Here is a 20,502-nt window from a genome sequence, read left to right on the forward strand (position 1 = left end):
AAGCAAGCGCTCAAGTATGCGTCGGGTTTTGCCGACAAGACATCGATCAAAGACCTATCCTTAGCCCAACGAGTAACGATGTCCGAGTATCCAGTTTTATATAACGAAGAAGACAGACTTGATGCAGTCGCGCAATGCGGCTTGCTCGACACGCCCGACGATCCCCGGCTCGACCGCATCACGCGACTTGCGGCGTACGTCACGGCGTGTCCGATCGCGCTCGTGTCGATCGTTGCCGCGCACCGGCAGTGGTTCAAGTCGCGGCACGGGCTCGCGGTCAGGCAAACGCCCCGTGATGTCGCCTTCTGCAACTATGCGCTCGTCGAGCCGGGCATTTTCGTGGTCGAAGACGCAACGAAAGATGATCGCTTTCGAATGAACGCACTCGTGACGGGCGACCCGGGCATCCGGTTCTATGCGGGCATCGCGATCACCGGGGCGAGTGGCCACCGTTTGGGCACCTTATGCGTGATCGACAAGTCTCCTCGGGCGCTGTCGCCTGTTCAGAAGCGCTTGTTCGAGGATCTCGCGGGCTGTGCCGCCGACATTTTGCGCGTGGTCGAAGCCGAGATGACCGCGCGGTAAGAGAGCGGCAATCGATCGACGAAGCAAAGCGCGGCAGTCTCATAGACGGCGCGCGCTTGTCGCGCGGCTGATACGCTACGTCTTTCGCCCAAAGGAAGGACCGCCGTGTTGAAGATCGATCCCGCCCGCCTCATGAACGACCTCGAGCACCTGCGCAGCTTCGGCGCGAGGGGTACCGGCGTCGTGCGTCTCTCGCTGTCGCCGGTGGATATGGACGCGCGCCGCTGGCTGGCGCAGCGCATGAACGAGGCCGGGCTCGATGCATCGATCGACGGCGTGGGCAACGTATTCGGCCGCTCGCGCAATGACGGCCCGGCGTTGCTGATCGGCTCGCATACCGACACGCAACCGACCGGCGGCTGGCTCGACGGCGCGCTCGGCGTGATCTACGGCCTCGAAATCGCCCGCGCGCTTGGCGAGTGCGACGCGACGCGCCATCTCGCTGTGGACGTCGCGTCGTGGATCGACGAGGAAGGCACGTTCTCGGGCTTTCTGGGCAGCCGCAGCTTCGTCGGCGAACCCGTCGACGAGGCGATTCGCAGTGCGCGCAATCGCGAAGGCGTTCTGCTCGGCGACGCGCTTGCACAGGCCGGCATCGCGGACGCGCCGCGCGCACGCATCGACCGCGCGCGTCACAAGGCGTATATGGAGCCGCACATCGAGCAGGGCGGCCGGCTGGAGGCGCATGGCCATGCTATCGGCGTGGTGACGACGATCGTCGGCATACGCGAGCTCCGGGTGCGCTTCACGGGGCAGCGCAATCATGCGGGGACGACGCCGATGTCGATCCGCCGCGACGCGGGCGCGGGGCTCGTCGCGTTCATTGCGCGCATGAACGACGCATTCGAGCGGCTTGCCGATGCCGATACCGTGTGGACGGTCGGCCGCATCGATCTCGATCCCGGATCGTTCAGCGTGGTGCCCGGTTCGGCCGACATGTACCTGCAATTCCGCGACGCCGACGCGCAACGCCTCACCGCAATGGAAGCCGCGCTCGCCGAGCTGATCCGCGACTTCAACGCGCAAGAGAAGGTGAGCGTCGAGATACGCGACATCGAGCCGCCTGAAGAACCCGTTACGATGGACGCGGCGCTGCAGGCCCACCTCGCGGATGCAGCGGAAGCGCTCGCGCCGGGCCAATGGGAGCGCATGCCGAGCGGCGCGTCACACGACGCGCAGGTGCTGGCGCATCATCTGCCCGCATGCATGCTGTTCGTGCCGAGCATCGGCGGAGTCAGCCATGACTTCATCGAGGATACGGCTCAGGCGCACATCGTACTGGGTTGCGAAGTCGCGGCGCATGCCGCAGCGAAGATTCTGCAAGCATTGCGGGGATAGGCGGCTGAGAATGCGGCGTGGCTGATTCACGCGCGTCGGGGCACGAGCAATGAACCAGCGCAAGCCCGGTTAGAACCCATACACCTCACCCGGATTCCCCACAAGAATCTTGCGCCGCCCTTCGTCCCCCGCGACGAGCTCCATCGCCCAGTCGAGCATCTGCGCGTCCTCAGGCACGGGCCGCACATTCGGATGCGGCCAGTTCGATGCCCACAGTCCCCGCTCCGGATACCGCGACGACAGATCGCTCACGAGCCACGCCACGTCGTCGAATGCGGGCGGACCGACGCGCGAACTCTCATACGGCGCGGACAGCTTGATCCAGCAACGCCCGCCATCCAGCAAACGGGACAGCGACGCGAAGCCTTCGCTCTGCGGCGTGACAGGCGCGAGAAACTTGCCGAGATGGTCGATCACGAGCCGGGACGAAAGACGCGACAACATCGGCTCATAGCGCGGCAACGCATGCCCGTCGAGTTGCAGATCGATGTGCCAGCCGAGTGGCGCGATGCGCGCGGATATCTCCGTCAGCGCGTCCCACGGCAAAACGCCGCCCGGGAGCATCATGAAGCGCACGCCACGAATGCCCGCCTCATGCAAACGCTGCAATTCGTCTTCGCCGACATCCGGCGGCACGACCGCGACGCCGCGCGCCCCGCTACCCAGTTCCGCTATCGCCGCAAGCGTGCAGCCATTGTCGAAGCCATAACCGGTTGGCTGCACGACGATCGCGCGGGACAGGCCGAGCGCGCGCTGCATTCGCGCATACGAGGACGCAGGCGCCGGTGGCGGAATGAACGTCGCGCTCGCGGCGAGCGCATAGCCTTCTTCGTACACGTGAATGTGGCAATCGCACGCGCCGTCGAAAGTGAGCGGCGACTTCATCGCGCATCCGCCGGAACGTCGATGCCCGCGTGGCCCCAGCGCGCCAGCCGGAACGCGTGCGCCGCATTCACCGCGCCGACCGGCATGCGACCGTTGAACAGCGCTTCGGTCTGGGCGACCGTCTCCATCGACTGATGCTCGATCGCGCCCGGCGTCAAGCCACCGACATGAGGCGCCGCGATCACACGCGGATGCGCCGCCAGCCGGGGCGATGGCATCTGATCCGGCGCGCGCCCGACATCGAGCGCGCATCCCGCGATGCGTCCGCCCTCCAGCGCGGCGAAGAGCGCGGCGTCATCGACCAGTTCACCGCGCGCCGCGTTGATGAAATACGCGTCGTGCTTCATCGCGGCGAAGGCGCGCGCATCCATCAGATTCGCGGTCTGCTCGTTCGCGGGCGCGAGACAGACGACGAAATCGGCCTGCGCGAGCAAGGCGTCCAGATCGACCGCGCGCACGCGCGCATCGTCGATTCGCGCGTAAGGATCGGACACGATCACGCGCATGCCGAACGCGAGCGCAAGCTCGCACAAGTAGCGCGATATCTGTCCGTATCCGATCACGCCGAGCGTGCTGCCCCGCAATTCGCGGCCCATCTGCGGCACGGGCGCTTCGTTGCGGTGATACGCCGACGCATACGCGGTCGTCGAGCGCGCGAGATCGAGCATTGCGCCGATCACCCATTCGGATACCGCCGGCACGAAGCCCGCGCTCGCCTGCGTGACGAGCACGCCATGTTCGCTGGCAGCATCGACATCGACAGTGCGAATATCCACTGCGCAGCGCACGAACGCCGCGAGCTTCGGCAGCGCCTCGAACAACGCGCGCGGCGCAGGCGTCTGACGATACGCGATGACGACATCCGCATCGCGCGCCTTGTCCGCGAGTTCGGCCGTGCTCAGCTCGCGGTCTTCGGGGTTGTAGGCGGCATCGGCGATCTTCGCCAGCGCCGCCGCCGCGCGGGCGCCGAAATAATGGTCCAGCATGTGCCGGGGGTGACTCACGAATACCTTGTTCATTTTCTGGTCCTGGATTGCTTCGTTACCGGCCTGGCGCTGCCCGGCGGCGCTACCGATTCCCGTTCGACGAGCGTGATCTCCGTGAACAGCGCCTGCTCCGATGCGGGCATCGGCTCGTCGTGCGCGCGCATCACCCGTTCGACCATCGCGGCGGCCATCGCCGGAACCGGAAGCTGCACGGTGGTGAGCGCCGGGTTCGAGATCGCCGCCAGAAAGTGCCCGTCCATGCCGACGATAGACACGTCCTCGGGCACGCGCAGCCCCGATTCGCGCAAGCCCGCCATCAGACCCAGCGCCATCAGGTCGTTGACCGCGACGATCCCGGTCGGGCGCTCGTCGTCGGCCGCCAGTCGACGCGCAAGCGCGCGGCCGTTCTCGGCGATCATCGAGTCGCCGTACTCGTTGACCGGACCGCTGTCGAGCACCTGCGCGCGCCCGGACAGGCCCGCTTCGCTCGCAGCGGCGAGAAAGCCGTCGATCTTGTCGCGCCGGCTCATCGTCATGCCGGTCAGCGTCGCGAACGCAAGCCGCGTGTGGCCCTGTCCGATGAGATGACGTGTCGCCATGCGCGCGGCGCCGAAGTTGTCGGGCGTAACGTGATCGACGCGCGTGGCTTCGCCTTCGGTCGCGCGGCGGTCGTAACTCACGACGACCATCCCGCGTCCGGCGGCGGTTTCCAGATGGCGCTCATTGGCGAGCGATGAAATCACGATCACGCGGCGCACGCCCTGCGAGAGCAGGTCCTCGAAGAACGAGGCTTCCTTCCCGGGATCGCGATACGTGTTGCCGATCATCACCCGATAGCCGTAACGCTCCTGCGCATAAGTTTCCACTTCGCGCGCGATATAGCCGTACATCGGATTGGCAATGGACGGCACCAGCAGTCCGACGATCGGCGTCTGCCCGGTCTTGAGCTGACGCGCCAGCGTACTCGGGCGATACCGCAGCGTGCTGATGGCGGCCTGCACGCGGGCGAGTGTTTCCTGGCGCATCTGATCGATGCGGCCGTTGAGCACGTTCGACACGGTGCTCACGGACACGCCGGCTTCGCGGGCCACATCCTGAATGGTGCTCATAGCGTTGACTTCTACCGGCTACAGGCCGAGCCGGGTCGGCAACCAAAGTGAGAAAGACGGCACCAGAACCAGCGCCACCAGTGCGATGGCCAGCACCAGCAGATATTTGACCATGGGACGCGCCACCGCCTTCATGTCCGTGCCGGTGATCGCGCAGGTGGCGAACAGGCCGAGACCGACGGGCGGCGCGAAGAGGCCGAAACCCATCGCGACGACGATGACCGTGCCGAAGTGCAGCGGGTTGATGCCGAGTTGCGTCGCGATCGGCGTGAGCAGCGGCCCGAAAATGATGAGCGCGGGCGCGCCTTCCAGCACCGCGCCGAACACAATCATGATGAGCACCGAGAGCAGCAGGAACATGGTCGGGCCATACTGATGCGCGAACGCGATCATCGAATCGGACACGAGCGCGGGAATCTGCTCGATGGTCAGCGCGAACGAAACGCTGGATGCGGCCGCCACGATGAACAGAATACTGCTCGCCATCGATGCCGAGCGCACGAACACGCGCGCGATCGATTTCGGCGTCAGTTCGCGAAATGCGAGCCAGCCGACAACGAGGGCATAGACCACGGCGAACGCCGATACTTCCGTCGACGTCGCGATACCCGAAGTCACGCCCTTGCCGATCATCGCGATCATGACCAGTGCGACGAGCGCGCCGCCCAAGAGCGGCAGCCACGCGCGCGGGTTCGTCAGGGCATCGGCGAGGTTGATGCGCCGGCCGCAGATCACGGCGACGATCGCGAGCGCCACGGCGAGCACCGCGGCCGGCACCACGCCTGCGAGAAACAGGCCGGCGATCGAAATGTTCGCGACGAAGCCCATGATGATCATGTTGACGCACGGCGGGATGGTTTCCGCCATCACGGCGCTGCAGGCGAGCAGCGCGGCCGCTTCGTTCGGGTCTTCGCGGCTCTGGCGCACCGCGGGCATCACCACGCCGCCGACCGCCGCGATATCCGCCAGTTTCGAGCCGGACACGCCGGAGAAGAACGCGGTCGCCATGATCGTGATGAGGCCGAGTCCGCCGCGTACCCGCCCGAACATGCGCAGCAGTAGTTCGATCAGTCGCGACGACATGCCGTTCGTTTCCATCAGAAGGCCGGCAAGCACGAAGAACGGAATCGCAAGCAGTACGAAATGATCGGTGCCGGCCATGACCTGCTGCGAATACACGAGCATCGGCAGGGACGGTTCGGCGAGGAAGTAGAGCAGGGCCGAGAAGGCGAGCACGAAGCCGATCGGCACGCCGAGCACGAGTCCACCGATAAAGCCGATGGCGAGCAGCGCGCCGGGCTTCGCCGCATGACCGGGTACGAGGACGTTCCACGCAAACACCGCCGCCGCGATCGCCATGCAGCCGAGCAGCGTGCCGAGCACGAGTCGGCGCGTGCCGTTCAACGCATGCGCGAGGGCGAACACTGTCATGAACAGGCTGCCCGCGACGAGCGGATACACGTTGATCCACGCGGGCAGACCGCTCGGCGTCATCTGCCCGTATGAATCGACGAGCAGCAGACACGACGACACGCAAAGATTGGCGGCGACGCCCGCGATCACCCAATGGCCGGCATGCACGAGCGCCGGTTGCCAGCGCTTGGGCAGCATGCCGCGAAACAGATCGACGCCCACGTGCTGGCTGCGCCCGAGCACGGTGGCCGCGCCGAAGAAGACCAGCACGATCATCAGCGCGCGGGCGACTTCCTCGGCCCAGTCGAACGGGTCGTGCAGGAAGTAGCGATAGATCACGGACAGAAACACCACGAGCACGTCCGCCGCGAGCACAGCCGCGCACAAATATTCGATGCCGCGCATCAGGCGCACGAGACCGCGCGCAAGCGCAGTCTCGCGGCCGAAGTCCGGCGCGGCGAGCGTGGCTTCGGGGCCGGGCGTCGCGGAGAAGGTGGTCATGGCGTCGTTCCTCCGTTCAGGCCCGGGCCGAAGCGATGGCGGTGAAAAGCGGCGCGGTCGCGGGATATTGCTTCGCGAAGCTCGCGTACAACTGCGTCTGCATTTCCTTGCGCGCGGTGTCGCGATCGGCCTGCGACATCGGATAGAAGGTCATGCCGCGCTTCTTGAGTTCCTGCTCGGCGCTGGCGGCGGTCTGGATGGCCGCGACGCGCTGCTTCGCGGTGGCGTCCTGCGCGGCCTTCTGAAACGCGGGACGCAGGTTCTCGGGGATCTTCGCGAGCGCGCGGCGGCCCATCACGACGACGAGCGGGCTGAAGACGTGCTGCGTCTGCCAGCACGACTTCACGACCTCGTCGTACTTGCTGGCGAGCACGGTGGCGCAATCGTGCTCGAAGCCGTCGACGACGCCCGTCTGCGCGGCCATGTACAGCTCGCCGATGGGAATGGGCGTCGGCACGGCGCCCATCAGCTTGAATGTTTCCATGAACGCGGGCGTGGGCAGGACACGCAGCTTCACGCCCTTGATGTCCGCGAGCGATTGTGTCGGCTTCTTCGTGAAGACATTTCGGCCGCCGAAGGAATAGCCCCACGTGACGACGGAGCAGCCGGCGCGCTGTTGCAGCATGCTGTCGAACGACTTGCCGACGCTGCCGTCCATCGCGCGGCCGACGTGGTCGAAACTGTCGAACACGTAGCCCAGGTCCAGCATGCCGAGCTCGGGCAGCACGGTCGCCCAGATCGACGAGCCGGTGACCATCATGTCCACGGCGCCTACCTTGACCTGCTGCACGACGTCGCTTTCCTTGCCGAGCTGGTTGTTCGGGAAGTAGTCGATGCGAATCTGGTCGCCCACGCTCGCCTTCAGGTTCGCGGCGAGATTCTGATACCAGACATAGTGCGCGGCGTTCTCGTTGGCGGGCATCGAAGACGACAAGCGCAGCGCGACGGCCGGCTGCGCGCGCACGATGGCGGGAAAGCCCGCGCCCGCCGCCGCGAGCGAGGCGGCCGAGGCCGTCTGAAGGAACCGTCGCCGGGAAATCGAATGCATGGTGTGTCTCCTGATTGCCGCGTGAGCGCGGACGAGTTTGCGCGCATGCGAGCGTCCGCCGCGCGGCTGTATCGATTTAGTGTATCGATACAGTAGGCGACGGGTCGTCCAACGGTCAACCGCGCGTTTTCCCGTAGGCTCATCCGTTGGACCGACTGCGTTCGCCCTGAATCACCCGCGACACGCCGCAACGGACTGCGACATTGGCCAACCCGAGCATGCAAACGACTCGGCGTTTTCACCTAGTTGACTCGTCCGCGCACTCTGCCCAAACTGCGTTCCATGCGGTGTGATCACACATCACAAGCACAACCGGCATGCCTTTGGGAGGTCTTCTCGTGGCGACTCGCGCATCACCGGACTTACCGGCACTCGAACTGGTTGCACGAGAGACGATGGCGAGCCGCGTCTACACGCAGTTGAGGGAAGCGATCATGACCGGACGCTTCGCGCCCGGGCAGTTGCTGAGCCTGCGCAGCGTCGCCGAAGCGGTCGGCTCGTCCACGATGCCGGTACGCGCCGCGCTCACCCGCTTGCAGGCGGAAGGCGCGCTGATCGACGGACCCGGCCGCGCGCTCATGGTCCCGCCGATGACGCTCGAACTGCTCGAAGAACTCCGCGACGTGCGCATCGCGCTCGAAGGCGCGGTGGCGAAACGCGCGGCTTCGCGAATGACGCGCTCGCATCTCGCCTCGCTACAGGAGATCTTCGACGAGATGGATGTTCACGTAGAAGCGGGCGACGTGGCCGCCTACCTGCGCAGCAACTTCAGATTTCATAGCGCGATCTACGCGCACGGCGCGAGCGAAATCACCCAGGCGACGATCCAGAACCTCTGGATGCGCATTGGTCCCTTTCTCAACCTCGTCGCGCCTGACATTCCTCACATGCGCCGTTCGATGGCCGCGCATCGGCATATCGTCGAGGCGCTGTGGCGCGGCGACGGCGAGGGCGCGCGCGCCGGCATCGAGGAGGACATCGGCGACGCCGCGGCCGATTTGCAGGAACGCCTGCAAAGCGCCACGAGCGACGAAGCAAGCGACGACGGCGGCGGCAATCTGGCGCAGGCCTGAATCGAAGAAGATTCGTACAACGAATGAAAACAAACGGAGACGGACAATGACGGTTCTGCAGATGCTGAAACCGCACGCGGGCTTGCGCGTGCTCATCACCGGAGGCGCATCGGGCATCGGGCTCGTGATTGCGCGGGCGTTCGTCGATGCAGGGGCGCGCGTCCACGTTTGCGATGCGAGCCAGCAAGCGATTGACGAACTCGCCCACGCCGAAGCGGGCGCGGAGTTGAATCCGATCACGGCGACGCTCGCGGATGTCTCGGATCGCGACGCGGTGGAGCGCGTGTTCGCGGACGTGCAAACCCAGCTCGGCGGGCTCGATGTGCTCGTGAACAACGCCGGCATTGCCGGGCCGACCGGCGGCATCGACGAGATCGACGTCAAAGCGTGGGAAGACACCGTCGATGTCAATCTGAACGCGCAGTTTTACTTCGCGCGCCGCGCGGTGCCGCTGCTGCGCGAAGCGAGGGAAGGCGGCACGATCATCGCGCTGTCCTCGGTGGCCGGGCGTCTCGGCTACGCCTTCCGCACGCCGTACGCCGCGACGAAATGGGCCGTGGTCGGCATGACCAAGAGCCTCGCGATCGAGCTCGGTCCCGACAACATACGCGTCAACGCAATCCAGCCGGGCATCGTGAAGGGCCCGCGCATCGAGCGGGTCATCGACGCGCGCGCGAAGCAGCTCAATCTCTCTTACGAAGAGATGGAGAAGCAATATCTCGCCAAGATTTCGCTGCGTCGCATGACGACGCCGGAAGAAGTCGCGGCCACTGCGCTCTTTCTGTGCTCGCCTGCGGGCAGCGGCATCTCGGGACAGGCTATCTCGGTCTGCGGCAACGTCGAAGTTCTCTAACGCACGAGGATCCCATGGCAACGAAACGCAAGGTCATCATCACCTGCGCGCCGACCGGCGCCATTCACACGCCGTCGATGTCGCCATATCTGCCGGTCACGCCGCAGGAGATCGGCGATGCCGCGCTCGCCGCCGCCAAGGAAGGCGCCGCGATCATTCACCTTCACGCTCGCGATCCGAACGATGGCCGTCCGACGCAGGACCCCGCCGTGTTCCAGGAGTTCCTGCCGCGCATCAAGGCGGAAACCGACGCCGTGATCAACCTGACGACCGGCGGCAGTCCGCACATGACGGTGGCCGAGCGCCTGAAGCCCGCGCATCATTTTCAGCCAGAGGTGGCGTCGCTGAACATGGGCTCGATGAACTTCGGCCTCTATCCGATGCTCGATCGCTTCAAGGAGCTTAAGCACGACTGGGAGCGCAAGCATCTCGAGAATAGCCGCGATCTCGTGTTCAAGAACACGTTCGCGGATATCGAATACATCCTGACTTCGTGTGGCGCGAACGGCACGCGCTTCGAGTTCGAGTGCTACGACATCTCGCACTTGTACAACCTCGCGCATTTCGTGGATCGCGGGCTGGCGAAGCCGCCGTTCTTCGTGCAGAGCGTGTTCGGGCTTCTGGGCGGCATCGGCGCGCATCCGGAAGACCTCGCGCACATGAAGCGAACCGCCGATCGCCTCTTCGGCAGCGATTACGTCTGGTCGATTCTCGGCGCGGGCCGCAACCAGATCGCGCTCGGGTCCATCGGCGTCGCGCAAGGGTCCAACGTGCGCGTCGGACTGGAAGACTCGCTGTGGATCGAGCCCGGCAAGCTCGCCGATTCGAGCGCGGCGCAGGTGCGCAAGATCAAACAGGTGATCGAAGGGCTGTCGCTCGATATCGCGACGCCCGCCGAAGCGCGCCAGATGCTGCAACTGAAGGGCGCGGACAACACCAACTTCTGACCGGGAGCGCATCGTGAGCGCGAAGCTGAAAGTCGTCGCGATGCCGACGGGTTGGCTCACCGTCGATCGGTCATCGCAAGTCTATGGCCGTTACTTCGGCCAGCAAATCAAGGTGCCGGTGTGGTCCACGGCCATCGTCGGCGCGGGCAAGAAGATCGTGGTCGATACCGGCATACACGATCCGGGCTGGGTGTCGAGCTTCGTCTGCCCGTGCGAACAGGCGCCGGAAGAAAGGCTGGAACGCGCGCTGAAGGAGTACGTCGGCTGGAGCGCGGACGAGGTCGATATCGTCATCAACACGCACCTGCACTACGACCACTCCGGCGGCAACACGCTTTTCAAGAACGCGCGATTCATCGTGCAGGCGCAGGAATGGGAGTATGCGGGCCGCCCGCTGCCGACGCAGGCCACCTATTACCAGGAGTTCCTGATCGGCCGCGAGCCGCTCGCGTACTTCCGCTGGCAGTTCGTGCACGGCGTCGCCGATATCGTGCCGGGCGTGCGCGTCGTGCCGACGCCGGGTCATACGCCGGGCCATCAGTCCGTCGCCGTGGATACGGAAGAAGGCGTGGTACTGATCGCGGGAGATTGCGCGAACTGCATGGAAAACATCGTCGATCTGGTGCCGGTCGGCATCGTGCACGAGACGCTCGCCGAGATGGGCTCGCTCTCGCGCATACGCCAGATCGCCGATTTCGTGATTCCCGGACACGATCCCAACGTCGTGCCGGGAAGCGCGGGCATCGCATTGCCGGCGAGCGCGCGCTTGCCGCATGTAGTGAAAGAGGCGTAAGTCCGAAAGCAGTCAAGAAGACAACCAGCGGAGGAAGACATGAAAGCATGGACGAATACGATCCGTCATGCGGGCCGGGCAGCGCTCGGCCTCGCGATGGCGACGGCGCTCGCGATGTCGGGAAGCGCGCACGCAGCGGGCAAATACAAGGTGTTTCTGTCGATGAGCTATGTCGGCAACGACTGGCAGACGGAAGCCGCGAACATGGTCAAGGCCATGGCGAACACGCCGGCGCTTAAAGATAAGGTCGATCTCGAAGTGCAGGTCGCGGGCACCGATGCGCAGAAGCAGATCCAGCAGATCAACTCGATGGTGCAGGCGGGCGCGAAGGCCATCATCATCTATCCGATCTCGCCGACCGCGCTGAATCGCGCGATCAAGAATGCCTGCTCGAAGGGCGTGGTCGTCGCGGCGTATGACGCCGAAGTGACCGAGCCGTGCGCGCACAACGTGAACATCGACCAGCATCAGGCCGGCACGGTGACCGCGGAATGGCTCGCGAAGACGATCAACGGCAAGGGCAACATCGTGATGATCAACGGCGTGCCGGGCACCTCGGTGGACCGCGCGCGCACCGAAGCCGCGAAGGCCGTGTTCGCGAAGTATCCGGGCATCAAGATCGTCGCGGAAGGCACCGGCATGTGGAGCCAGGCGACGGCCAAGACCGAACTGTCGAAGATTCTCGCCACCAATAGCTGGGACAAGATCGACGGCTTGTGGATGCAGGTCGGCTGCTTCACGGCGGCGTCGATGCAGCTGGACGCCGGCATCGCGGACGACAAGATCAAGCCGTGCGCGGGGGAATCGTCGAACGGGCATCGCGTGCAGATGCTGCCGCCCGGCGAGGTCAAGGGACAGGGTGCGTATCGCTCCATCGGCTACCGGTCGATCTCTTACGGCGCGCCGCCGTACTCCGGCGCGATGGCGCTCAAGATGGCTGTCGCGAAGCTCGACGGCAAGGACTTCCCGCAGCACATCACGCTGAAGCTGCCGCTCGTGGAGAACGGCCAGTCGAAGCTGTGCAAGACCGGCAGCATCGACGAACTGAAGGCGGGCTGCACGGCCTTCAGCCCGGACAAGGTGCCGCCGGGCTGGTTCGCGGACATCTACTCCGAGGACACGAAGGAAGTCGGCTTCAACGCGGCGCTCACGGGCAACCAGGACTAAAGGCGCTCATCATGAACGACGCATCTCTGGCGATCGATCTATCGAACGTGACGAAGCGTTTCGGCGCGACGGTCGCACTCGACGGTGCGTCGTTCCGCGTGAAGCGCGGCGCGGTGCACGCGCTGCTCGGCGAAAACGGCGCCGGCAAATCCACCACGGTCAAGCTGTTGTCCGGGTTGATGCAGCCGGACGAAGGCAACATCCGCGTGATGGGCGCGGAAGTCGCCATGCGCGGACCGAAGGACGCGCATCGGGCGGGCGTGCAGACCGCGTTTCAGGAAATGACGCTGGTGCGCGATCTCACGGTCGCGCAGAACCTGCTGATGTCGTATGAGCCGACGGGTCTCTTCGGGCGCATCAAGAAGCGCGAAGCGCAGCGGCAGGCGTCGGAGTGGCTCGAAAAGCTGGAACTCTCCGACGTGCGTCCCGGCGCGTATATCCGCGACCTGTCCTTGCCCGTGCGACAGAAGATCGAGATCGCGAAGGCGATCGTGCGCGGACCGCAAGTGCTGCTGCTCGACGAGCCCACGTCCGCGCTTTCCGGGCGGGACGTCGCGTGGTTGTCGCGCCGCATCGATGAACTGAAGGCGAAGGGCGTGACCTTCGTGTTCATCTCGCACCGCATGCAGGAAGTGCGCGAGTTCTGCGACAGCCTCACCGTGTATCGGAACGGTCGCGATGTCGGCGAGTTCGATGCGGCCGATATTACGGATGACGAAGTAATCAAGCTCGTCATCGGCAGATCGCTGGAAGCGAAGTATCCGCCGAAGATCGAGCCGCCCGCGCTGCGCGAAGCGGCGCCGAAGCCGCCTGCGATGGAGGCGCGCGGCGTGCGCGTCGACGGCGTGGTGACCGACTTCGATCTCGTGCTCAAGCCTGGCGAGGTGCACGGCATTGCGGCGTTGCAGGGAATGGGGCAGCGCGAGCTGTTCGAAGCGCTGTTCGGCGCGACGTACGTCGACGACGGGCAAATCCTCATCGACGGCAAGCCGGTCACGCTCACCTCCACCGCCGATTCGCTGAAGGCGGGTGTCTCGACGAGCTTTCTGCCGGAGGATCGCAAAACCGAAGGCCTGTTCCTCCGCTTGCCCGGTGGCGACAACGTGTCCCTGCCGGTCATCGGGCGTTATGCGCGATTCGGCCTCATCGACCGTAAGCGCGAGCAGGCCGCCATCCGCACGTCGCTCGCCCAGATGGAAGTCAACCCGCGCGCGCTCTATAAGCCGTGTCTGTCGTTCTCGGGCGGCAACCAGCAGAAGATCGCGATGGCGAAATGGCTGCTCACGCAAAGCCGCGTGTGGCTGATGTTCGATCCGACGCGCGGCATCGACGTCGGCACCAAGCATCAGATCTTCGTGCTGATGCGCGCTTTCGCGGCGGCGGGCGGTTCCGTGCTGTTCTATTCCACCGATGTCCCTGAGCTCGTCAACGTCTGCGACCGCGTGTCGGTGATGTATCGCGGCCGCAATGTCGGCGAGCTTTCCGGCGACGCGCTCACGGAAGAAAACGTGATGCGCAAGATGCTTTCGACTTGAGAGGTGCTTCCATGAAGGTAGCCATTGCGTCGCCCGACAGCGAGACCGTCAAGCCGGGCACGGGAACGGGATGGGGCGCGCGTCTGGACCATCACCGCGGGCTCATCATCGCGGTCGGCGCGTTGCTCGCCATGCTGGCCGCGTGGGTCGCGCTGTCCGCGACGCCGGTCGGCATGTACGACCTCGGCTCGGTCATTTCCAGCGCGACGACGCTCGCGCTCGCGGCCATCGGACAGACCATCGTCGTACTGACCGGAGGCTTCGATCTGTCGGCCTCCGCGGTCGTCTCGCTCGCGAATGTGCTTGCAGTGCGATTCGTGCAAGGCACGCCGCTCGAACAATGGATGGGCGCGGCGCTCATCATCGGAATCGGCGGCGGCATCGGGCTCGTCAACGGCGCGCTGATCGCCTGGTTCCGCCTGCAATCCATCGTCGTCACGCTCGCGACGATGTTCATGGTGCAGGGCATGACGCTCCTGATTCAAAACAAGCCGGGCGGCAGTGTCGGCGAGCAGTTCGGCGCATTCCTCACGTCCGATCTGATTCCCGAGAAGTTGCCGATGTCCGCGGGCGTCCTGATCGTCGCGTTGTTGATCTGGGCGTTCGTGAAGCGCACGCGCTTCGGCGTCGGCCTGTACGCGCTCGGCAGCGATCCGGACGGCGCGTTCGCCAACGGCATGCCGGTGACGCGCTATCGCATGGCGACCTATGCGCTCGCCGGCATGTTCTACGCGGCGGCGGGGCTGTACGTGTCGGCGCAGACCGGTTCCGCCGATCCGCTCGTGGGCCGTCCGCTGCTGTTGTCGATGTTCACTGCCGTCGTGCTGGGCGGCACCTTGCTCGGCGGCGGGCGCGGCGGCTGCGTCGGCACGGTGTTCGCGGCGATGACGCTGATGATCACCGTGAATATTCTGCTGGTGCTGAACGTATCGGCGTTCTTCACGACGATCGCGGAGGCGGTGATTCTGATTCTCGCGGTGCTCGGCGCTTCGATCGGCGAGGAATCGGCGGCGCGTGAGTCCATGCGTCACGCGGCGCAGTGGCTGAAGGCGGTGCGAACAGGCACGCGCGTCACGAGCGACGCGCGGGCGCGGCGCGTGACGTTCCAGGTGAACGACTTCCGCCCGATCGAGAACACGGAGCTCAAGGGCCGCGCGATCGGCGACTGGATCGAGCGCAATCGCGAATGGGCGAAGTATGTGCTGCCCGCCTATCTGCTCTTCATCGGCGTCGTCGCGGTGACGGGCGTCGTCTACGGGCCGGGCGTGCTGTTCAGCGCGAACTTCTACAGCAGCCTGCTCACGCTCACGCTGTTCCTCGCGATCCTCGGGCTCGGTCAGGGCGCGGTCATCCTGACCGGCGGCCTCGATCTGTCGATGCCGTGGCTCATCACGCTCTCCGGCGTGCTGCTGACGGGCCTCACGCACGGCGTCAACGGCGCGGCCGCGTGGGCCGTGCCGGTCGTGCTGGGCGTAGGCGTGCTCGTGGGGCTTTTCAACGGCATCGGCGTCGTCATGCTGGGGTTGCCGCCTATCGTCGTCACGCTCGCGGCCAACGGACTGCTGCAAGGCCTGACGCTCATCTACTGCAACGGCTCGCCGCAAGGCTGGGCGCCGTCGGCGGTCAGCGACTTCACCAATGGCAGGCTCGGGCCGCTGTCGCTCGCCGCGTGGAGCGTGCCGGTGTTTCTCGCGTTCGCGCTATTGCTTTTGCATCGCACGCCGTTCGGGCGTCGCATCTATGCAGTCGGCAACTCGCAGATCGCGGCGAAGCTCTCCGGCGTGCGCGTGGGCGCGGTCCTGATTGCCGTGTACTGCGTCTCGGCCGTGTGCGCGGCGCTCGTCGGGCTGCTGCTCGCCGGCTTCAGTTCGCAGGCCTTCCTCGGCATGGGCGATCCTTACCTGCTGCCGTCCATCGCGGTCGTCGTGGTGGGCGGCGCGCTCATCACCGGCGGACGCGGCCATTATCTCGGCGTGTTCGGCGGCGCGCTGCTGCTGACGGCGCTGGGCACGCTGCTCGCCGGAACGACGGTTCCGCCTGCGGTGCGCGACATCATCAACGGAGTGGTCGTGCTGGCTGCCGTCATCACGCTGCGCGACAAACGCGCCTGACATAAGGAGAACGAAACATATGAGCACGAGAGAGATAGCGGTGATCGGTTCGGGGCGGATCGGCCGCGCATGGGCGATCGTGTTCGCCCGCAGCGGTTTTACCGTGAAAATCCACGATGCCTCGCGAGACATGCTGTCGGGCGCGATCCCCGCCATTCGCGAGAGCGTCGAGGATTTCGCTTCCTTCGGCCTGATCGACGAGAGCGTGGACCGTATCGTCGGGCGCATCGAGGCGTGCGATACGCTTGCCGAAGCGGTGGCCAACGCGGATCTGGTGCAGGAGAACATCGCCGAGATCGTGGAAGTGAAGCGCACGATGTTCGCGGAACTCGACCGCCTCACGAAGCCCGAAGCGCTGCTCGCCAGTTCGACTTCAGGTTTGCCCGCGTCGACGTTCACGGAAGGGCTGGAGGGTCGCGCGCGGTGCCTCGTCGCGCATCCTGTCAATCCGCCGTCGCTCGTGCCGCTCGTCGAACTTTGCGGCACGCCGTGGACGTCGCAAGAGACGCTGCAACGCGCGCGCGCGATTTACGAGGAAGCAGGACAGAGCCCCGTCACGGTGAACCGCGAAATCTCGGGCTTCTTGCTGAACCGCATTCAGGGAGCGGTACTCGACGAGGCGTTGAGCCTCTACGAACAAGGCTACGCGAGCGCCGCCGATCTCGACACGGTCATGCGCGATGGGCTTGCCATGCGATGGTCGTTCATGGGCCCGTTCGAAACCATCGACCTGAACGCGCCCGGCGGCGTGGCGGATTACGCGTCGCGTTATGGCGGCACCTATCGCAGCATCGCGGATACGCGCGTGCCGTTCTCGTGGTCCGAAGAAACCATCGCGAGCCTGCACGCGCAGCGCCGTGAACAGCTCCCGGCCGACCAGATCGAGGCGCGCAGCCGGTGGCGCGATCGCCGTCTGATGGCGCTGCTCGCGCACCGGCGCGCCGAGAAGAACAAGAACGACTGACAGAACGAACCCATCAAGGAGACGACGATGCCCGAAGTACGCTTGCTGGTCGATGCGAATAATCACCTGGGCGAAGGACCGCTCTGGGACGTGCAGCAAGATCGGCTCTACTGGATCGACAGCACGGCAGCCGAAATCTACAGTTGCCGCGCGGATGGAAGCGAGGTCACGCGTTACTTCGTGCCGCATCATATCGGCTCGATGGCGTTGCGCGAGAAGGGCGGCGCGGTGGTGGCGCTCGCCAACGGTCTGCATTTCTACGACTTCGAGTCGCAGACCGTCGAGTTCATCGCCGATCCCGAATCCGACGATCCAGAGACGCGCTTCAACGACGGCAAGGTGGATCGGCGCGGCCGCTTTATCGCGGGCACGATGGCCTACGACTTCGACCGCTATTTCGCGGATCGCGGCCAGCGTTCGACGCGCAGCGGCGCGTTGTACCGGCTCGATATCGACGGCCGCGTGACGCGGCTCGACAGCGGCATCACCTGTTCGAACGGTCCGTGCTGGAGTCCGGATAACCGCACGTTCTATTTCACGGACACTTACAGCAAGGAGATGTACGCCTACGACTACGACATCGAAACGGGCGGCATTTCGAACAAGCGGCTTTTCGCATCGGCCCGGAACATGGCGGGCACCTTCGATGGCGCGACTGTCGACGAGGAAGGGTATATCTGGTCGGCGCTGGTGTTCGGTGGGCGGATCCTGCGCTTCTCGCCGGATGGAAAGCTCGATCGCGTCGTGCCGTTTCCCGTGCGCAATCTGACGAGCGTGATGTTCGGCGGCGCGAATCTCGACACGCTGTACGTATCGACCATGGGCCGGCCCATGTGGGGCATTCCGCAGAAAGAGCAGGACAAAGGCGGATTGTTCGCGGTGACGGGACTCGGCGTGAGAGGGCTTCCCGAGCCGCGCTTCGCTGGATGAATGCGGCCGGTGCGCCGGTCCAGGCGAACGGCACCGAAGGGTCTACGAAGCCAGAGCCCCGCGTCACTCGCCCGATCCGCGTACGCCGTTATTCATTGCTCGCATGAACCGGTAAACGAGCGCGGCGCGCGAGCGCACGCCGAGCTTGGCATAGATTGTTTTTACATACGTGCGCACGGTGAACTCGCTTATCTGCAAGCGGCCGGCGATCTGCTTGGTCAGAAATCCCATGCATACCAGCTGAACCACTTCCATCTCGCGCCGGCTCAGCATGCGCATGATGTCCATGCCGATCGCGCCATCGGGTCCCTTCATGGCGTCGTAATCCGGGCGCATCGGCCGCTCAGTGACGACGGCATAGCGCTGTCCTTCGAACTCGAAGCGGACGATCGGATCATTGCCGCCGCGCGACGTTACCGGCGGCTCGCTCTGATGCGCCGCGCGCGGCGCGCCCGAGCCATCGACAAGGACTCGACATAGCTTGCCTCCGAGTTCGATTGTTCCGACCTCGCGCATGCCGGCCGCGTCCGCGAACTCGACAAGCACGGCATCGTGCGGACGCCGCTGCGAATCGCAGGACGCTCTGCGCTTGTCTGAAACCGTCGCCACGAAGCGCCTCCCATCGGATCGGCTCAATCCTGACGCGAAAGCGTAAAGCCGTTCGGTAGCCGGTGATTGCCTCCGACTCCGCGTGCGCCCGCAAAGCGGTGCTCCGCCGTGTCGTCATGCGGCGGACCACGTGGCACGAGCGTCACGCGAATCCACTGGAGGCCTCACTCATCGCAGCACGAATGCAAGCGCCGAAGAAGAGTCGTTTGGATACCTTGCAATGCGATCAACGCGAATTGCGATCAGGTTACTGCCGTTATTTTTAGGTATACCGAATGTAAAAACGCAAGATATATCTCGGCTGAAAGTGCGCTACCTCATATGCGGTAATCCGTTCGCATCCGCCACTGCGCGCTAATGTCTTCTGTGTCGCTTCAAAAAGCGGGTTCAGAGGGGCGAGAGCCGACGCAGCAACCCGCATGCATGTGCCCCTTCTGACGATTGAACCGCGTGCGTAAGTTCCTACACTGCGCACATGGATCGGCTCGCGCAGTCGATGTCAGTTGCGGAGAAAGCAATGAGTGATCTCTTTGATAGCGACCTTGCAGATCAGGCCGATGCCGACAGTGCCGACGACTTGGATCCGCCCAATCAGTTCGACGAATCGGCTGACGGCATGTATGGCGACGAGGCATTCGCCGATAGCGGCGATTGTGCGACGGAGGACTGCTTCGACGGGATGTCGTCAATTGAAGCGGACGACGTCGACGACATGGCATTGTGGAACGCGTTCGAAGAAGAAGTCGCCGATGGGCTCGACGCCGCAAGCGACGACGAATTCATCGGCCGTTTGCTCGGCGGCCTCGGGCGCGCGGCGGGTCTGGTGAGCCGCGGCATGGGGAGCGCGGCGGGCGCCGCAGGCAGGATCGGATCGTTCGCAAGCCGAGCGGGCGATATCGCCGGCGGCGTGGGACGCGCGGCGCGTGTGGTCTCGCCCGCTGCCGAAACGGCCGCGCGGCTTGCGCGCTTGCTGGGAGCGCCCGGCGCAGGGAGCGTACTCGATCAGGTAAGCCGCGTCGCGCAGGGCGTCGGGTCGGCCGCGGGGCGGGCGCAAAGTATCGCCGGATCGCTCGGCCAGACCGCGAGCGGCGCGCAGGGACTGTTCAGCCAGATCGGCCAACTGCTGGGACAAGGCAACAGCGCCGACGATGCGTTCAACGCAGTCATGGACCTCTATCTCGAAGATGGCCTCGACGAGGCTCTGCCCGCCGCAGTCGCACTCGCGGCGCGCGCGGCGGCGCGGGGGCTCGGTTATCGCAATGTCGCGCAGTTATCGGAGGCGGGCCGCCGTGCGCTCGTGCGCGGCGTCGCCGCGGCGGCGCGTGAACTCGCGCGGCGGCGCGGACCGCAGGCCGTGCGCACGCTGCCGAGGCTTTCAGAATCGGCGGCGCGCGTGGCTCAGCGGCAGGTGCCGACGCCGCAGCAGGCGGTGCAGGTGCTGCGCCGCGGTCTGCCGCGGGCGGCGCAGCGGCTCACCCAGCAGCCCGGCCTGGTGCGCCGCCTCACGCGGTCGCCGCGAGCGAGGCCTTCATCCGCCGGACCGCTCGCGCGCCCCCGTTCGCTCGGACGCGGCCTGCCTGGCGTCGGTCGCGGGCGGACCCGAACCATCCGGATCAGCGGGCCGGCGACGCTGACCATCACCCCGCGCTGAGCGT

The 20,502-nt window shown here is 65.4% G+C and carries 18 protein-coding genes; 12 read left to right on the plus strand and 6 right to left on the minus strand.

Annotated elements, in window-relative coordinates; translation table 11 throughout:
• Window positions 1–78 precede the first annotated feature (78 nt).
• Window positions 79–585, plus strand: coding sequence for a GAF domain-containing protein (locus NCR34_RS24935; RefSeq protein WP_250501226.1), 507 nt, complete (start codon window positions 79–81; stop codon window positions 583–585).
• Window positions 586–690: 105 nt separating this feature from the next.
• Window positions 691–1,923 (plus strand): Zn-dependent hydrolase, encoded by a 1,233-nt coding sequence (locus NCR34_RS24940; RefSeq protein ID WP_248323833.1) that lies wholly within the window; start codon window positions 691–693, stop codon window positions 1,921–1,923.
• 69 nt (window positions 1,924–1,992) lie between these two features.
• Here the strand turns inward: NCR34_RS24940 and NCR34_RS24945 are convergent, their stop codons facing one another.
• Genes NCR34_RS24945 through NCR34_RS24965 form a run of 5 tightly spaced genes read right to left on the minus strand, consistent with a single transcriptional unit; the run spans window position 1,993 to window position 7,865 of the window.
• Window positions 1,993–2,808, minus strand: coding sequence for an amidohydrolase family protein (locus tag NCR34_RS24945; protein ID WP_248323834.1), 816 nt, complete (start codon window positions 2,806–2,808; stop codon window positions 1,993–1,995).
• Complete coding sequence (locus tag NCR34_RS24950) at window positions 2,805–3,827, minus strand: hydroxyacid dehydrogenase (RefSeq protein ID WP_248323835.1); 1,023 nt, start codon at window positions 3,825–3,827, stop codon at window positions 2,805–2,807. The genes NCR34_RS24945 and NCR34_RS24950 overlap by 4 nt, the downstream gene beginning before the upstream one ends.
• A complete protein-coding gene (locus NCR34_RS24955) occupies window positions 3,824–4,903 on the minus strand; it encodes a LacI family DNA-binding transcriptional regulator (protein ID WP_248323836.1) in 1,080 nt (359 codons plus the stop codon). The genes NCR34_RS24950 and NCR34_RS24955 overlap by 4 nt, the downstream gene beginning before the upstream one ends.
• An 18-nt stretch (window positions 4,904–4,921) precedes the next feature.
• Window positions 4,922–6,817, minus strand: a complete 1,896-nt coding sequence (locus NCR34_RS24960; protein ID WP_248323837.1) for a TRAP transporter large permease — start codon at window positions 6,815–6,817, stop codon at window positions 4,922–4,924.
• A gap of 16 nt (window positions 6,818–6,833) precedes the next feature.
• The gene (locus tag NCR34_RS24965; protein ID WP_248323838.1) at window positions 6,834–7,865 is read right to left on the minus strand and encodes a TRAP transporter substrate-binding protein; all 1,032 of its coding nucleotides are present in this window, start codon (window positions 7,863–7,865) and stop codon (window positions 6,834–6,836) included.
• Window positions 7,866–8,203: 338 nt separating this feature from the next.
• Here NCR34_RS24965 and NCR34_RS24970 point away from each other — a divergent pair, with 338 nt between their 5' ends.
• Genes NCR34_RS24970 through NCR34_RS25010 form a run of 9 tightly spaced genes read left to right on the plus strand, consistent with a single transcriptional unit; the run spans window position 8,204 to window position 18,238 of the window.
• Window positions 8,204–8,938 (plus strand): GntR family transcriptional regulator, encoded by a 735-nt coding sequence (locus NCR34_RS24970; RefSeq protein WP_248323839.1) that lies wholly within the window; start codon window positions 8,204–8,206, stop codon window positions 8,936–8,938.
• 46 nt (window positions 8,939–8,984) lie between these two features.
• A complete protein-coding gene (locus tag NCR34_RS24975; RefSeq protein ID WP_248323840.1) occupies window positions 8,985–9,791 on the plus strand; it encodes an SDR family oxidoreductase in 807 nt (268 codons plus the stop codon).
• A 14-nt stretch (window positions 9,792–9,805) separates the two neighbouring features.
• Window positions 9,806–10,738, plus strand: a complete 933-nt coding sequence (kce, locus tag NCR34_RS24980; RefSeq protein WP_175942647.1) for a 3,5-dioxohexanoate:acetyl-CoA acetone transferase — start codon at window positions 9,806–9,808, stop codon at window positions 10,736–10,738.
• Between the two features lie 13 nt (window positions 10,739–10,751).
• On the plus strand, window positions 10,752–11,531 hold the full coding sequence (locus NCR34_RS24985) for an N-acyl homoserine lactonase family protein (RefSeq protein ID WP_248323841.1): 780 nt from the start codon (window positions 10,752–10,754) through the stop codon (window positions 11,529–11,531).
• Window positions 11,532–11,570: 39 nt separating this feature from the next.
• Window positions 11,571–12,698: a sugar ABC transporter substrate-binding protein gene (locus NCR34_RS24990; protein WP_175942651.1), complete on the plus strand. Its 1,128-nt coding sequence runs from the start codon at window positions 11,571–11,573 to the stop codon at window positions 12,696–12,698.
• Between the two features lie 11 nt (window positions 12,699–12,709).
• Entirely contained in the window at window positions 12,710–14,233 is a 1,524-nt protein-coding gene (locus tag NCR34_RS24995; protein ID WP_248323842.1) for a sugar ABC transporter ATP-binding protein, read from the plus strand.
• Between the two features lie 11 nt (window positions 14,234–14,244).
• Complete coding sequence (locus tag NCR34_RS25000; RefSeq protein WP_248323843.1) at window positions 14,245–16,344, plus strand: ABC transporter permease subunit; 2,100 nt, start codon at window positions 14,245–14,247, stop codon at window positions 16,342–16,344.
• 19 nt (window positions 16,345–16,363) lie between these two features.
• Complete coding sequence (locus NCR34_RS25005) at window positions 16,364–17,308, plus strand: 3-hydroxyacyl-CoA dehydrogenase (protein ID WP_248323844.1); 945 nt, start codon at window positions 16,364–16,366, stop codon at window positions 17,306–17,308.
• A 27-nt stretch (window positions 17,309–17,335) separates the two neighbouring features.
• Complete coding sequence (locus tag NCR34_RS25010; RefSeq protein WP_248323845.1) at window positions 17,336–18,238, plus strand: SMP-30/gluconolactonase/LRE family protein; 903 nt, start codon at window positions 17,336–17,338, stop codon at window positions 18,236–18,238.
• A 63-nt stretch (window positions 18,239–18,301) separates the two neighbouring features.
• On the opposite strand, the gene NCR34_RS25015 is transcribed toward NCR34_RS25010, so the two are convergent.
• Window positions 18,302–18,847 carry a response regulator transcription factor gene (locus tag NCR34_RS25015; protein WP_248323846.1) on the minus strand — a complete coding sequence of 182 codons (546 nt, stop codon included), beginning with the start codon at window positions 18,845–18,847 and terminating at the stop codon, window positions 18,302–18,304.
• Between the two features lie 475 nt (window positions 18,848–19,322).
• On the opposite strand from NCR34_RS25015, the gene NCR34_RS25020 reads away from it, so the two are divergent.
• On the plus strand, window positions 19,323–20,498 hold the full coding sequence (locus NCR34_RS25020; RefSeq protein WP_248323847.1) for a hypothetical protein: 1,176 nt from the start codon (window positions 19,323–19,325) through the stop codon (window positions 20,496–20,498).
• Window positions 20,499–20,502: the final 4 nt, after the last annotated feature.

The organism is Caballeronia sp. GAWG1-5s-s (genome assembly GCF_023631445.1).
In the GTDB taxonomy this organism is placed as follows: Bacteria; Pseudomonadota; Gammaproteobacteria; order Burkholderiales; family Burkholderiaceae; genus Caballeronia.

Bases quoted from the DNA above. Each gene is read 5' to 3' on its own strand.
- NCR34_RS24935 (WP_250501226.1), top strand. From the start codon at position 79: ATGTCCGAGTATCCAGTTTTATATAACGAAGAAGACAGACTTGATGCA.
- NCR34_RS24945 (WP_248323834.1), bottom strand. From the start codon at position 2,808: ATGAAGTCGCCGCTCACTTTCGACGGCGCGTGCGATTGCCACATTCAC.
- NCR34_RS24950 (WP_248323835.1), bottom strand. From the start codon at position 3,827: ATGAACAAGGTATTCGTGAGTCACCCCCGGCACATGCTGGACCATTAT.
- NCR34_RS24955 (WP_248323836.1), bottom strand. From the start codon at position 4,903: ATGAGCACCATTCAGGATGTGGCCCGCGAAGCCGGCGTGTCCGTGAGC.
- NCR34_RS24960 (WP_248323837.1), bottom strand. From the start codon at position 6,817: ATGACCACCTTCTCCGCGACGCCCGGCCCCGAAGCCACGCTCGCCGCG.
- NCR34_RS24965 (WP_248323838.1), bottom strand. From the start codon at position 7,865: ATGCATTCGATTTCCCGGCGACGGTTCCTTCAGACGGCCTCGGCCGCC.
- NCR34_RS24975 (WP_248323840.1), top strand. From the start codon at position 8,985: ATGACGGTTCTGCAGATGCTGAAACCGCACGCGGGCTTGCGCGTGCTC.
- kce (WP_175942647.1), top strand. From the start codon at position 9,806: ATGGCAACGAAACGCAAGGTCATCATCACCTGCGCGCCGACCGGCGCC.
- NCR34_RS24990 (WP_175942651.1), top strand. From the start codon at position 11,571: ATGAAAGCATGGACGAATACGATCCGTCATGCGGGCCGGGCAGCGCTC.
- NCR34_RS24995 (WP_248323842.1), top strand. From the start codon at position 12,710: ATGAACGACGCATCTCTGGCGATCGATCTATCGAACGTGACGAAGCGT.
- NCR34_RS25000 (WP_248323843.1), top strand. From the start codon at position 14,245: ATGAAGGTAGCCATTGCGTCGCCCGACAGCGAGACCGTCAAGCCGGGC.
- NCR34_RS25005 (WP_248323844.1), top strand. From the start codon at position 16,364: ATGAGCACGAGAGAGATAGCGGTGATCGGTTCGGGGCGGATCGGCCGC.
- NCR34_RS25010 (WP_248323845.1), top strand. From the start codon at position 17,336: ATGCCCGAAGTACGCTTGCTGGTCGATGCGAATAATCACCTGGGCGAA.
- NCR34_RS25020 (WP_248323847.1), top strand. From the start codon at position 19,323: ATGGATCGGCTCGCGCAGTCGATGTCAGTTGCGGAGAAAGCAATGAGT.